Annotated in this window: 9 protein-coding genes; 5 read left to right on the top strand and 4 right to left on the bottom strand. The window is 64.6% G+C overall.

Features of this window, described 5'->3' with window-relative positions; genetic code table 11:
- Window positions 1-15: 15 nt before the first annotated feature.
- The 3 genes from P9217_RS18915 to P9217_RS18905 all read right to left on the bottom strand — a co-directional run bounded on the left by P9217_RS18915 (window position 16) and on the right by P9217_RS18905 (window position 5,794).
- Entirely contained in the window at window positions 16-2,577 is a 2,562-nt protein-coding gene (locus tag P9217_RS18915) for an FAD-dependent oxidoreductase (RefSeq protein WP_278087703.1), read from the bottom strand.
- A 321-nt stretch (window positions 2,578-2,898) separates the two neighbouring features.
- Entirely contained in the window at window positions 2,899-3,162 is a 264-nt protein-coding gene (locus P9217_RS18910; RefSeq protein ID WP_278087704.1) for a hypothetical protein, read from the bottom strand.
- A 142-nt stretch (window positions 3,163-3,304) separates the two neighbouring features.
- A complete protein-coding gene (locus P9217_RS18905; protein WP_278087705.1) occupies window positions 3,305-5,794 on the bottom strand; it encodes a mechanosensitive ion channel family protein in 2,490 nt (829 codons plus the stop codon).
- 205 nt (window positions 5,795-5,999) lie between these two features.
- Here P9217_RS18905 and P9217_RS18900 point away from each other — a divergent pair, with 205 nt between their 5' ends.
- The 5 genes from P9217_RS18900 to P9217_RS18880 all read left to right on the top strand — a co-directional run bounded on the left by P9217_RS18900 (window position 6,000) and on the right by P9217_RS18880 (window position 12,805).
- Entirely contained in the window at window positions 6,000-7,259 is a 1,260-nt protein-coding gene (locus P9217_RS18900) for a sarcosine oxidase subunit beta (protein WP_278087706.1), read from the top strand.
- Window positions 7,260-7,271: 12 nt separating this feature from the next.
- Window positions 7,272-7,565, top strand: coding sequence for a sarcosine oxidase subunit delta (locus P9217_RS18895; protein ID WP_067329272.1), 294 nt, complete (start codon window positions 7,272-7,274; stop codon window positions 7,563-7,565).
- Complete coding sequence (locus P9217_RS18890; protein ID WP_278087707.1) at window positions 7,562-10,555, top strand: sarcosine oxidase subunit alpha; 2,994 nt, start codon at window positions 7,562-7,564, stop codon at window positions 10,553-10,555. Before P9217_RS18895 ends, P9217_RS18890 begins: the two co-directional genes overlap by 4 nt.
- A 22-nt stretch (window positions 10,556-10,577) precedes the next feature.
- The gene (locus P9217_RS18885) at window positions 10,578-11,165 is read left to right on the top strand and encodes a sarcosine oxidase subunit gamma (RefSeq protein ID WP_278087871.1); all 588 of its coding nucleotides are present in this window, start codon (window positions 10,578-10,580) and stop codon (window positions 11,163-11,165) included.
- 197 nt (window positions 11,166-11,362) lie between these two features.
- Complete coding sequence (locus tag P9217_RS18880) at window positions 11,363-12,805, top strand: MFS transporter (RefSeq protein ID WP_278087708.1); 1,443 nt, start codon at window positions 11,363-11,365, stop codon at window positions 12,803-12,805.
- Between the two features lie 29 nt (window positions 12,806-12,834).
- Here the strand turns inward: P9217_RS18880 and P9217_RS18875 are convergent, their stop codons facing one another.
- Complete coding sequence (locus P9217_RS18875) at window positions 12,835-13,539, bottom strand: nitroreductase (RefSeq protein WP_278087709.1); 705 nt, start codon at window positions 13,537-13,539, stop codon at window positions 12,835-12,837.
- Window positions 13,540-13,636 lie beyond the last annotated feature (97 nt).

Genomic DNA, 13,636 nt, shown 5'->3' with positions numbered 1-13,636 from the left:
CGAACGCCCGCTCGCTTAGCTGCGCGGCTTGAGATTCTCCGGGTCGTAAAGCGGCTTGTAGCCGACGCCGGCCACCTCGACCGGATAGGTCTCGCCGAAATACTCCACCTGCAGCTTGCGACCTTCCTGGCAGTAGGCCCAGGGCAGATAGGCGAGCGCGACGTTCTTGCCGATGGTCGGGCCGTAGGCGACCGACGTGGTGAAGGAGCGCCGGCCGAGCTCGTCGACCAGCGTCTCGCCGGTCGCGGGATCCTGCACCGGCATGATGCCGACCGGATAGCGCGCGACGCCCTTGGAATCGGTGTTCTCGGTCATCACCAGCGTGCAGAGCATAGCCGGCTGATGCTCGCGGGCGCGATATTCCAGGTGCTTGGCCTTGCCGCAGAAGTCGTTCTCCTTGACCTTCGGGCGGGCAAGATCTGCCTCGAGCAGATTGTATTCGGTCAAGAGGTCGGCGTTCTGCAGCCGCAGGCTCTTCTCCATGCGGCGCGTGTTGGCGTAGGTCTCGACGCCGAACGGCATCACACCGGTCGAGCGCAGCGCGTCCCAGACGGCGAGCCCGTCCTCATAGCGCATATGCAGTTCCCAGCCCTGCTCGCCGACATAGGAGATGCGGAAGGCCGTGACGTCCTTTCCGCCGATCCTGATCGGCTTGATCGCCGCGAACGGGAAATTGTCCGGCGTCAGCCCGTTCGGGTCCTCGACCACCTTCTGCAGCGTCGTGCGCGCATTCGGCCCCCAGATGCCGATGGTGACGTATTTTTCGGTGACATCGGTGACAGTGACATCGAAACCTTTGTCCTGCGCGGTGCGCTGCATGTAGCGGAAGTCGCGCGGCCCGGCGTCGGCGCCGTCGATGACGCGGCAGCGATCGGCCATGCGGATCACGGTGAAGTCGGCGCGCACCATGCCCTCCTCGTCGAGGAAGTGGGTGTAGATGCCCTTGCCGATATTGTTGTCGCCGCCGATCTTGGCCGCGCACAGCCATTCCAGCAGCGCGACATGGTCCGGCCCCTCCACGTCGTACATCGAAAAATGCGAGAGGTTGACGATGCCGCAATCCTCGCTCATCGCCAGATGCTCGGCATTGGAGACGCGCCAGAAATGGCGGTTGTCCCACTCATTCTCGCGCACCGGGACGCGGTTGGCGTATTTTTCCAGGAGATGCTCGTTGGCGGCATAGCCATGGGCGCGCTCCCAGCCGCCCAGCTCCATGAAGTAGCCGCCGAGTTCCTTCTCGCGCTCCCAGAACGGCGAGCGGCGGATGTTGCGGCCCTTGGAGAACGGCTCGCGCGGATGCACCGGCGGATTGTAGACCTTCATCGCCGTCTCGGTGCAGCGATCCCAGATGAACTCTTCCTTCGTCTGGTGCGGGTAGAAGCGCGCATAGTCGATGGCGTGATGATCGATCGCGGTGCGGCCGTCGGTCATCCAGTCGGCGATCAGCTTGCCCATGCCCGGGCCGTCCTTGACCCAGATGGCGACGGCGTACCAGAGGCCCCTCACCTTCTGGCTTTCGCCCATGGACGGGCCGCCGTCGGTGGTGACCTGCAGCAGGCCGTTGAAGGAATGGCCTTCATTGTAACCGAGCTCGCCGAGGATCGGCGTCAGTTCCATGGCGCGCTCCAGTGGCGCCATGATCTGCTCCATGTCGAGGTCACGCTGCGAGGGCGAGAGCCGCGCCTGGTCTTTTTCCAGCAGGTCGCGCGGATGGCAAAGGCGCGGATTGGTCTCCTCGTAATAGCCCCATTCGATCTGCCCGCCCTCCGCGGTCTTGGGATCCCCGGTGTCGCGCATATAGGCCGAGTTGCCCTGGTCGCGCAGCAGCGGCCAGCCGATCTCCTTGCCGGTGCCGGCGAACTCGTTATACGGGCCGAAGAAGGTCAGCGGGTGGTCGATCGGCATGACCGGCAGGTCTTCGCCGACCAGTGCCGCGGTCAGCCGGCCCCAGATGCCGGTGCAGACGACCACATAATCGGCTTCGATCGTGCCGCGCTCGGTCGCGACGCCCTTGATGCGGCCGTTCTCGACGATCAGGTCCTTGGCCGAGGTGTTGGCGAAAGCCTGGAGTTTGCCGGAAGCGACACCCTGGTCGACGAGCTTGCCGGCCACCGTCTGCGAGCGCGGGATGACGAGACCGGCGTCGGGGTCCCACAACCCGCCCTGCACAAGATGCTCCTCGATCAGCGGGAACTTCTGCTTGATCTCGGCCGGCTCGATCAGGCGCGCGCGGGTGCCGAATGCCTTGGCGGAAGCAATCTTGCGCTTGATCTCGTCCATGCGGCCATCGTCGCCGACGCGCGCGACTTCGAGGCCGCCGATGCGCGCGTAATGCCCCATCTTCTCGTAGAAATCGATGGAATAGAGCGTCGTCCAGCAGGAGAGAAAATCGTGGCTGGTCGTGTAGCAGAAGTCCGAGGCATGCGCGGTCGAGCCGATATCGGTCGGGATGCCCGACTTGTCGATGCCCACGATGTCGTCCCAACCGCGCTCGATCAGGTGATGGGCGACCGACGCGCCGACAATACCGCCAAGACCGACGATGACGACCTTCGCCTTTTTCGGAAACTCTGCCATGCCCGCGACTCCAAAGTGCTAAAGCGGGCGCGCCGGCGCCCGTTCGAATTGCGCCAGAATATGCAGAGGACGCAGATTGAGCTACCGCCTGTTTGCGACACATCGCGGATGCCGCGCGACCCGCCGCGCCGGCTCGGCTCCACATGCGATTTCGCTCAGGCGAAAACCCCGAAGTCCTCGGCCTGGAAGCCGACCTGGCAGCTGGCAGTCTTGAGCTTAGCCACGACGGGAACACTTCCGGCGTTATCGTTAAGCAGCGGCTACCGGAACGATAAAAGGCCGGACAAACGCCCGGCCTTGCCGATCATATTCAAGGAGTTCTTACTTGATCCGCGCGACGCCGCCGGAGATCTCGACCGTTTCCGAACCGGTCAGCGCTTCGAGATCACCATTGGGTAGAGTGACGAAGCAGCCATTCGGGCAGAACTCCACCGTCTCGCCGGCGGCCAGCGCCAGCTCGGTCTTGCCGCCGCCTTCGGTCACGATCAACGTCCGCGTCTGGGCGTCCTTGTTGACCGCGCTGGCGGCAAAAGCCGAACCGCTAAGGGCCAGGAAAGCGACGGCGGCAAGGAAAGACTTCCACATTGCAATTCCGGTGTTTCCACACCGCCTCTGTTCAATTTCGCAAGGCATTCTCGCCCTTTGCGTGAGAGCTTATATGAGATGTAACGTGAACCGCAACTGAATGCCGCATTCATGCCACAATCGGCTTCGGCGGCCGCCAAAGCTAGTCGGGGTCGGGCTTGCGGCCTCTTCTCTTGGTTTTAGCCAGACGCGCCTGCTCGGCCGCGGCCTCCGCTTCCAGCCGCTCGCGTTCGGCGAATTCGGCCTCGATCTTGTCGTCGTCGATCGGCCATGGCTCATGCTTCTTGCTCTCGACCACGGCGCGGGGCGCCGACGGGATCTCGATGTGCTCGTCTTCGAAGATGTCGAAGATCGCGAATCGGATGTCGTTCTGGACGATGCTGCCGTTCAACACGTCGGCCACGAACACGCGGATCTCGAATTCCAGTGCAGCCGGGCCGAAATTGGCAAACAGCACAAAGGGCTCGGGGTTCTTGAGCACCATCGGATGGGCGCGGGCAATGCCGAGCAGGACGGCGTGGACGCGCTTGACGTCGCTGCCATAGGCGACGCCCACCTTGATGTCGACGCGGCCAAGCTTGTTGCGGTGCGTCCAGTTGCCGACCGCATTGTTGATGAGGTTCGAGTTCGGCAGGATCACCGACTGGCGCTGGAACGTCTCGATCTCGGTGGCGCGCACGCTTATCTTTCTGACCGTGCCGCTGATGTCGCCGGCGACGATCCAGTCCCCGACCTTGAACGGTCGCTCGGCAAGCAGGATCAGCCCGGAGACGAAGTTCGAGACGACGTTCTGCAAGCCGAAGCCGATACCCAGCGAAAGTGCGCCGGCGACCAGCGCCAGATTGGAAAGATCGATGCCCGCCGCCGATATGCCGACCAGCGCTGCAAGCGCGACGCCGGCATAGCCAACCGCCAGCCGGATCGAATTGCGCACGCCGGTGTCGACCTTGCCGCGCGCCATGACCGAGCCGTCGAGCCAACCCTGGAACCAACGCGTGAGAAAATAGCCGATGGCGAAAACGACGATGCCGGTGAGGATGCCGAGCACCGAGATGGTCACCGACCCGATGGTCACGCCCGTTGCGAGCTTAAAGGCCCAGGTTTCGATATCGCCGGGCTGGAAGCCCCACATCAAGAGGATCAGCGGCAGGAACACCAGCACGATCATCAGATTGATGGCGATGCTGACCACCAGACCGAGCTGGTCGAGCGCGGTGTCCTCATAGCTGGAATTGGCTGACAGCCAGCGCCCGACCGAAGTGTCGGCGAAGCCGCCCTCCTCGCCGATCGCCCGCGCCGACAGGAAGCCGATATAGGCGGTGATCAGCGTGGTGCCGGTGACGACGACCTGAATAGAGACGAAAAGCGCAAGACCGATATAGCCGAGCAGTGCCGCGGCGATTGTGGAGACGCCGAGCCCGATGGCAATGAAGCGAAGCCAGGCCGGCCACGGGCGCCACGAGCCGTCCTTCGCCCTGAAAGGCTTCAGCACACCCATCAGGATCAGGATGACGCCCACGATGACGGTGGCAACGAAGCTCCTGGCGATCGTCAGCGAAAGCGGCGAGCCCATCTTCTCGTTGACGACGGACAGGAAGTAGTTGAAGCCGAGGACCACGGCCATGGCGGTGGCCAGCCGCACCAGCCAACGCGCCGGTCCGGTTGCGACTGGAATAAGCCGCCAGTTCGGCAGCCGCGGCTCAAGGGCGGCATTGGTCAGCCGGTTGACGCAGAACGCCACCGCGACGACCGAGAGCAGCGCGTTGAGGAATTCGCCGATGTCGCCGCGCAGGACGTTGTAATAGTTGAAGAAGAACACGGTCGAGGCGAGGAACGCGCCGAGCGCCACGGTCGGCAGCAGCGTCGACCAGAACGCCACCGAAAGCCGGCTCAGGTACGACGGCTCTTCGACCGAAGCATCGGCCTCGAAGATGCGGCCGAAGAGACGCCTGCCGCCGATCAGCAGCACGGCCGCCAGCGCCAGCGCCATCAGCGTCGCCGCAAGCATCGCCTGGAACTTGAACTTCAATGCGAAGGTGAGCCAGGACGCCACCGCCTTATAGAGGCCGGTGAACTGGTCGTGCGCGTCGGAAAAGGCCTGCGGGCTCAGCGCATCGCTCAACTCGTAGCGTTTCGTCAGAACGCTGCGGAAAAGCTGACTGCGTAGCGTGGCGATCCTGTCGACCAGCCCGCTGATGCGGATGGACAGGTTCTGCGCGCCGGCGACCACGGCGTTGATCTCGGCCTTCTCGGCCGTAAGCGCCGCGCGCTCGTTGGCGACGATCGCCGGCTCCGGCGGCTGCCCCTGGGCCGGCGGCGGCCCCAATACCTGGATGCGCGCGTTGATGTCGTTGAGGCGCGATCGGAACGCGAGCGCGCTGTTCAGCGCCGCCCGTGAAATATCCTCGAGCTGCAAGCGGATGTCGACAAGGCCGGCGTCGTCCTGGTCTGGGGCGCTTAACTTCTTCTCCAGTCCGTCGGTCTTGGCCGTCAGATCCTGGATGGCCTTGGTCTGGTCGGCGATGAGCTGCGTGGAGCCCTGGCCGATCGCCTGCGCCATCGCGCCGGGCGAGGGCTGCGCCGCGACGGCGACAATGGCGATCAGGATCAGGCGGAGCAGTCGGAAAATCATGACGTGACGGGCGACTCACGGCCGAAAAATCTTCGAAAATCCTGCCCTTGATAAAGACCGGCCTATCAGGCGGCAAGACGTCTCCATCCGCGGGCCTCGGCGCGGATCGAAGTCGGCCTGTCGAAAAGCGATGGCGCAATCTTGGCTTTGCGCTTCTCGCCTGCTCTATAGTCTGCCGGCTCGCACCAAAAGGACGACAGGAAGAATGGCGGAATACTCAGCCTTTTCGCTGCTCAAGAACGCGCTCAACGGCAACCAGGACTGGAAACCGGCCTGGCGCAAGCCGGACCCCAAGGCGTCCTATGATGTGATCGTCATCGGTGGCGGCGGCCATGGGCTCTCGACCGCCTATTACCTCGCCAAGGAGCACGGCATCACCAATGTTGCGGTGCTGGAAAAAGGCTGGCTGGGCTCGGGCAATGTCGGCCGCAACACCACGGCGGTGCGCTCCAACTATCTTTTGCCGCAGAACACCCGCTTCTACGAACATTCGATGAAGCTGTGGGAGAACCTGTCGCATGACCTGAACTACAACGTCATGTTCTCCCAGCGGGGCTGCCTGAACCTCGCGCACACGCCGGCTCAGCTCGACGGCTACGCAAGGCGCGGCAATGCCATGCGTCATCTCGGCGTCGACGCCGAACTGATGAGCGTCAAAGAGATCAAGCGCCTTGTTCCGGCCCTGGACGTTTCGGGCTCGGCGCGATTTCCAATCCTTGGCGGGCTGATGCAGCCGCGTGCCGGAACCGCGCGCCACGACGCCGTCGCCTGGGGCTATGCGCGCGGCGCCGACCGGCGCGGCGTCGACATCATCGAGAATTGCGAGGTCACCGGCTTCCTGCGCGACGGCGACCGCATCACCGGTGTGACGACGACGCGCGGCGATATCCGCGCCAAGAAGGTGGCGCTTGCGGTGGCCGGCAGCACTGGCCAAGTCATGCAGCTTGCCGGCATTTCGCATATGCCGATCGAAAGCCACGTTCTGCAGGCCTTCGTCACGGAATCGCTGAAGCCGATCATCGGCACCGTTCTCACCTTCGGCATGGGCCACTTCTACATCTCGCAATCCGACAAGGGCGGCCTCGTCTATGGCGGGGACCTCGACGGCTACAACAGCTATGCCCAGCGCGGCAGCCTGCCCGTCGTCGACGAGGTGATGAGCGAGATGCTGGCACTCTTCCCGGGCCTGGCGCGGGTGCGCATGCTGCGCTCCTGGGGCGGGCTTTGTGACATGACGATGGACGGTTCGCCGATCATCACCACCGGCCCGCTGCCCGGCATGTATCTCAATTGCGGCTGGTGTTATGGCGGCTTCAAGGCAACGCCAGCCTCAGGATGGTGCTTTGCCTGGACCATCGCCAAGGACGAGCCGCACGAGTTCAACGCGCCCTTCACGCTCGACCGTTTCTATCGCGGCCTCATCATCGACGACAAAGGCCAGGGCGCGACGCCGCGGCTGCATTAGGTTTCGAATCATATGCTGATCACTTGTCCCTATTGCGGCCCGCGCGATGTCATTGAGTTCACCTACCAGGGCGACGGCAACCGCGAGCGGCCGCAGCCTGCCTCGCAGGATCTCGACGCCTGGAATGCCTATGTCTACGACCGGCTGAACCCGGCCGGCGACCACAATGAGATCTGGCAGCATTCCGGCGGCTGCCGCGCGCATCTGCGGGTGGTGCGAAACACCTTAACCCATGAAATCTTGAGCACTGCCTTTGCCCGTGGCGGACACAAGTCCGCGGGCCACAAAGCGGGAGGCCACCAGTGAGCCCTCGCCGCACAGAAACCGGCGGCCGCATCGACCGGCTGCGCACCATCCGCTTCACCTTCGACGGCGCGCGCTATACCGGACACGCCGGCGACACGCTGGCTTCGGCGCTGCTCGCCAACGGCGTGACGCTGTTCGGCCGTTCGTTCAAATACCATCGCCCGCGCGGCCTGCTCGCCGCCGGCGTCGAGGAACCGAACGCTCTGGTGACGGTGCTGCGCGGCGAGGTGCGCGAGCCCAACATTCCCGCCACCATGGTCGAGATCTATGACGGGCTGGTCGCGGTCAGCCAGAACCGCTCCCCCTCGCTCGCCTGGGATATCGGCGCGCTCAACCAGCTCGGCGGCAAGCTCCTGTCGGCCGGCTTCTATTACAAGACCTTCATGGGACCGGTGATCGGCCCGTTGAAAGGCACGCGCTTCTGGATGTTCTGCGAGCATTTCATCCGCCGCGCCGCCGGCCTCGGCAGAGCCGGCACCGCGCCCGATACCTCGCGCTACGAGCGCATGAACGCCTTCTGCGACGTGCTGGTCGTCGGTTCCGGCCCGGCCGGGCTGATGGCGGCGAAGGCCGCGGCCGACCAGGGCGCCCGCGTCATCCTGGCCGAGCTCGAAGCAAAGTTCGGCGGCTCCGCCAACTGGTCGGGCGAAACCATCGACGGGGCGTCGGCAGCCGACTGGGCGGCGCGCATCGTCGGCCAGCTCGAAGGCAATGACAATGTCCGCCTTCTGCCGCGCACGACGGTGTGGGGCTATTACGACGGCAACACGCTGGCCGCGCTCGAACGGGTGACGGACCACAAGGAAGTTCCGGCCAAGGGCGAGCCGCGCCAGCGCTACTGGGCGATCCGCGCCAAAACGGTGGTTCTCGCCACCGGCTCCTTCGAGCGTCCGCTGGTATTCCCCGGCAACGATCGTCCGGGGGTCATGCTGGCGCATGCGGCCGAACGCTACGCCAATGAATATGGCGTGCTGCCCGGTGGACGCATCGCACTGTTCACCAACAATGACAGCGCCTATCGTTCCGCCGTTGCACTGAAGAAGGCCGGGGCCGCCGTCGTCGCCATCGTCGATGTCCGCAGCGACGTGTCGAACGAGATGAGCAGGCTGGCGAGCCTGGCCGAAGCAGAGCTGCTTGCCGGCCATGCCGTGGTTGCGACCGAAGGCGGCAAGGCGCTCACCGGTCTCAAGGTGCGGCGCTTCGAATTGATGAACGGCGCGCTGAGCGGCGACGAGCGCAGCATCCATGCCGACTGCCTGTTGATGTCGGGCGGCTGGTCACCGACGATCCATCTCGCCAGCCAGGCTGGAGCCAGGGCCATATGGAACCCTGCCAGGCAGGCCTTCCTGCCGCCGCAGCCGACGCAGCGCTGGATCGGCGCCGGCGCCTTCACCGGCAGTTTCACGACCGCGGAAGCCATTGCCGAAGGCCGCGCGGCTGGCCTTCAGGCCGCCGGCGGAAGCGCGTCCTCCGCTCCGCTACCCGTCGTGGAGGCCGTCCCCGGCGAACCGGATCCGGCACCGGTCTTCGAGATCAAGGCCAAGGGCAAAAGCTTCGTCGATTTCCAGCACGACGTGACCGCCGAGGATGTGCGGCTCGCGCACCGCGAGGGCTTCGTCTCGGTCGAGCATCTGAAGCGCTACACCACGCTCGGCATGGCGACCGACCAGGGCAAAAACTCCAACGTGCCGGGCCTCGCCATCATGGCCGAGGCGCTGGGCAAGCCGATCCCCGAAGTCGGTACGACGCGGTTCCGGCCGCCCTACACGGCCGTGTCGATCGGCTCGCTGGCGGCCGAGCGCTTCGGCGACCTGAAGCCCGAGCGGCTGACGCCGATGCACGACTGGCACATCGACAACGGCGCGACCATGTATGCGGCCGGTCTCTGGTACCGCCCGATGATCTACGGTCTCGCCGGCGAGACGGTCGAGCAGGCCTATGTCCGCGAGGCCGCGGCAACGCGTGAGAGCGCCGGCATCGTCGATGTCTCGACGCTTGGGAAGATCGCCGTTCAGGGCCCGGATGCGGCGGAATTCCTCGACCGCGTTTACACGAACATGTTTTCCACCCTCGCGGTCGGCAAGGCCCGCTACGGTCTGATGCTGCGCGAGGATGGGCTTGCCTTCGACGACGGCACCACATGGCGGCTTGGCGAACAGGATTTCCTGATGACCACCACCACCGCCAATGCCGGCAAGGTGATGCAGCATCTGGAGTATTTCCTCGACGTGATCTGGCCGGAACTGAAGGTCACCGTCACCTCCGTCACCGACGAGTGGGCGGGGGCCGCGATCGGCGGACCGAAAGCCAGGGCGATCCTCGCTGCCTGCGTGAAGGGCACGGCCGTCGACAACGCCGCGCTTCCCTTCATGGGCATTGTGCACGGTGAGATCGCCGGCGTGCCGGTGATGATCTGCCGCCTCTCCTTCTCCGGCGAGATGGCTTTCGAGGTCTATTCCGGCGCCGGCTATGGAACGCGCGTTTGGGAGGCTCTCATCGAGGCCGGCAAGCCTTTCGGCCTGGTCGCCTACGGGCTCGAGGCGCTTGGCACCATGCGCATCGAGAAGGGCCACGTCACCGGCGCGGAGATCGACGGCCGCACCACGGCGCGCGACCTGCATCTCGACTGGATGCTGTCGAAGAAGAAGCCCTTCATCGGTTCCGCCATGATGGATCGCGAAGGCCTGATCGCCCCGGACCGGCTGGAACTTGTCGGCTTGATCGCTCTCGACAACCGCGCGCTCAACGGTGGCGGACATATCGTCGAGGAACTCGACGAAGCGAACCCGCACGATTCGATCGGCCATATCACCGCCTGCTGCTATTCGCCGGCGCTCGGCAAATACATAGCGCTTGCGCTGGTCAAAGGCGGCAAGGCGCGCCACGGCACGCGCGCCTTCGTCTCCGATCCGCTGCGCAACCGGTTCGGGCCGGTCGAGATCGTCTCCAACCATTTCTACGATCCGGACGGGAGCCGCATGCATGGTTGAACGACAACTTCCCGAGCGGCAATTGCCTGAGCGGCTGTCGCCGCTTGAACCGGTCTATCATCCAGGCTCGCACGGTAATTTCGAGCATGGCGTTGACGTTATCCTGTCCGATACGCGGCCGGGCTCGATCCTGCAGCTCGCAGCATGGCCGGGCGAGGAGAAGCGGCTGATGTCCGGCATATACAAGGTGACAGGCCTTGCCCTGCCGGATGGAGCCGGCGGCGGCGTCGTCAACGGCGCGAAAGCCGCGTTCGGATTCGCGCCGGGCAAATTCACCGTGGTTGACGAGGCCGAGGGCCTGGCTTCCGCGTTCACCGGCCTGATCACGCCGTCCATCGGCACGATTACCGATCTCTCGCATGGCCGCACCGCGATTCGCATCGCCGGGCCGAAAGCGGAGTGGGTGATGGCGAAATTCTTCGCTATCGACTTCGCCTTGCCGGCCTTCCCGCTCGGCGCCGGCCGCTCGACCAACCACCACGATGTCTTTGCACAGATCCAGCGCACCGGTGGCGACCAATTCGACATCTATGTGTTCCGCTCCTTCGCGCGCTCCTTTTGGAAGGCCTTGTGCCACGCGAGCGAGGAAGTCGGCTACGAGGTGCACTAAGCGCAATTCCAGGAAACTGCGCGGCGGTTTTCCGTGCCGAATTTGCCTCTAAGCAGGCAGCACCCGGGGATTGGTTCAGCCGGCGCGTGGCATTATCGACGGCCACAACTGCCGCTTGAGCCTTGGGCCAGCGAAGACGATAGATAAGGAACGCGGCTCTCGGAGCCCTCAGGCAACCGGTTCGACAACATCCTTCCATGACCGCAGAGACTACGGCGACAGCCACGACCCGCTTTGCTCCGGCGGGTGACCCGTCGCTGCTGTTGCCGGCGACCGTCGCCTGCGGCGTGTTCATGACCAGCCTCGACCAGAATGTCATTGTGACCGCGCTGCCCGGCATCGGCGAAAGCCTGGGCCGCCCGCCGAGCCAGCTCGGGCTTTTGATCACCGTCTATGTCGCGAGCCTCATCGTCACGATGCCGCTCGGCGGCTGGCTGGCCGACCGCTTCGGCCTGCGCAACGTCTATTGCTTTGCGCTGCTGGTCTTCGCCAGCGCCTCGGCCCTCTGCGGCCTGTCGGAAAACATCTGGATGCTGGTCGGCTCTCGCGCGCTGCAGGGCTTCGGCGGTGCGCTGATGGGCACCCTCGGGCAGGTCGTGATCCTGTCGAGCTTTCCGCGCGACCGCACGCTCAGGATCAACATGTATATTTCGCTCGCCGGCCAGTCCGGCCCGCTGGTCGGGCCCCTCGTCGGTGGCGCGCTGACCACTTACGTCTCGTGGCGCTGGATCTTCTACATCAACATACCGATCGCGCTGACGGCCGCGTTGCTCGCGGCCTCGCTGTTCCCCACGACCACCAAGCCGGTCCGCACGCCTTTCGATTTTCCCGGCTTCCTGCTAGTCGGCGGCGGCATGGCGCTGCTCGTCTTCGGCATGGATTCGCTTGCCGCGAAGGACGCCGCCGCCAACATTATCGGCGTCGAGCTTGGCCTGGCAATCGCCATCCTCACCGTCGCCGCCTTCTATTGTCTGCGGGCCCGAAACCCTTTGCTCGACCTCAATCTGCTGCGTATCCGCACCTTCCGCATCAGCTTTCTGACCGGCGGCGGGCTCGACACGATAGGGCTAAGCTCCGTTGTCTTCCTGCTGCCGCTGATGTTCCAGCTCGGCTTCGGTATGAGCGCGGTGCAGGCCGGATCGCTGACCTTCGTCGCGGCGATCGGCTCGCTGCTCATGCGCTTCTTCATGCCGCGCATCTTGAACCGCTTCGGCTTCAAGCGGGTTCTGATCGTCAACACGCCGATCGCCGCCCTGCTGGTCGCCGGTTTTGCCTTGATGCAGGAAAGCACGCCTCCCTGGATCGTGCTTGCCTACATCTTCGCCTTCGGCCTTTTCCGTTCGGTGCAGTGGGCCTCGACCGGCAACCTCGCCTACTCGGACATCGCGCCCGAGCAGCTCTCGCGCTTCAGCGCCCTGTACTACATCCTTTGGCAGCTGGCGGTGGCGATCAGCGTCGGTCTGGCCGCTGCGATGCTCTCGCTGCTCGCGGGCGGCGGCCAGGCGAGCGTCAACGACTACCGGCTCCTGTTCGTTGTCGAAGGCTTGATCACGCTTTGCGCGCTGCTCGCCTATTTCAGGCTCACCCCGCAGGACGGTGCCCATGTCAGCGGCCATGGCGGGCATATCGGCACGGATTAGCACATCGGGCTGCGGTCCGCGCCGGAGAGCTATGTCGCGAACGTCACCCAGTCTTCGAGCGGCGCGCGGTCGGTGCGGAATTCGTTCTCGGGCTTGGACGTGTCCTCATAACCAAGCGCCATGCCGCAGACCACGATCTCCTCGTCTGGTATGTCGAGCACCGGGCGGATCTGCCGGTGATAGGGCGCGAAAGCCGCCTGCGGACAGGTATGCAGGCCCCTGCCCCGTGTCGCGACCATGATGTTCTGCAGAAACATGCCGTAGTCGATCCACGAGCCCTTGTTCAGCCGCCGGTCGACCGTGAAGATCAGGCCGACCGGCGCGTCGAAGAAGACGAAGTTGCGGTCGTGCTGCGCCCGCATCCTGTCGACTTCGCGCCGGCCGATGCCGATCGCGCCGTAGAGACCGAAACCGTTGGCGCGACGCCGGCTGAGATAGGGCTCGAAGAACTGGTCGGGATAGTAACGGTACTCGTCCCATTCGGCCTTTTCGGCGCGGATGCCCGAATTGAGGATGGCGTCGCTGATGCGCCGCTTCACCTCGCCCTTGGTCACATAGACACGCCAGGGCTGCATGTTGGTGCCCGAGGGTGCCCTTGCCGCGACCGTCAGGATGGCGCGGATTGTGCTGTCGTCGACCATGTCGGGCAAAAACGCGCGCACCGACCGGCGCGACATGATCGCCTCATCGACGATCGCTGCGTCGAGCGTGCTCCGGTCATTCTTCTCCAGCATGGGCCGTCCCTTCACGCATGGCTGGACCCGGCAACCCGATTCCCGCAACGACCATAGGCAGACACAAATAACTAACTGGTCCTCGACCGGACGCCCC

The sequence above is a fragment of the Mesorhizobium sp. WSM4989 genome, from assembly GCF_029625795.1.
In the GTDB taxonomy this organism is placed as follows: domain Bacteria; phylum Pseudomonadota; class Alphaproteobacteria; order Rhizobiales; family Rhizobiaceae; genus Mesorhizobium.
This window is presented reverse-complemented; position numbering and strand designations above follow the sequence as displayed.

Coding starts and splice junctions, on each gene's coding strand:
- P9217_RS18915 (WP_278087703.1), bottom strand. CDS start 2,577: ATGGCAGAGTTTCCGAAAAAGGCGAAGGTCGTCATCGTCGGTCTTGGC.
- P9217_RS18910 (WP_278087704.1), bottom strand. CDS start 3,162: ATGTGGAAGTCTTTCCTTGCCGCCGTCGCTTTCCTGGCCCTTAGCGGT.
- P9217_RS18905 (WP_278087705.1), bottom strand. CDS start 5,794: ATGATTTTCCGACTGCTCCGCCTGATCCTGATCGCCATTGTCGCCGTC.
- P9217_RS18900 (WP_278087706.1), top strand. CDS start 6,000: ATGGCGGAATACTCAGCCTTTTCGCTGCTCAAGAACGCGCTCAACGGC.
- P9217_RS18895 (WP_067329272.1), top strand. CDS start 7,272: ATGCTGATCACTTGTCCCTATTGCGGCCCGCGCGATGTCATTGAGTTC.
- P9217_RS18880 (WP_278087708.1), top strand. CDS start 11,363: ATGACCGCAGAGACTACGGCGACAGCCACGACCCGCTTTGCTCCGGCG.
- P9217_RS18875 (WP_278087709.1), bottom strand. CDS start 13,539: ATGCTGGAGAAGAATGACCGGAGCACGCTCGACGCAGCGATCGTCGAT.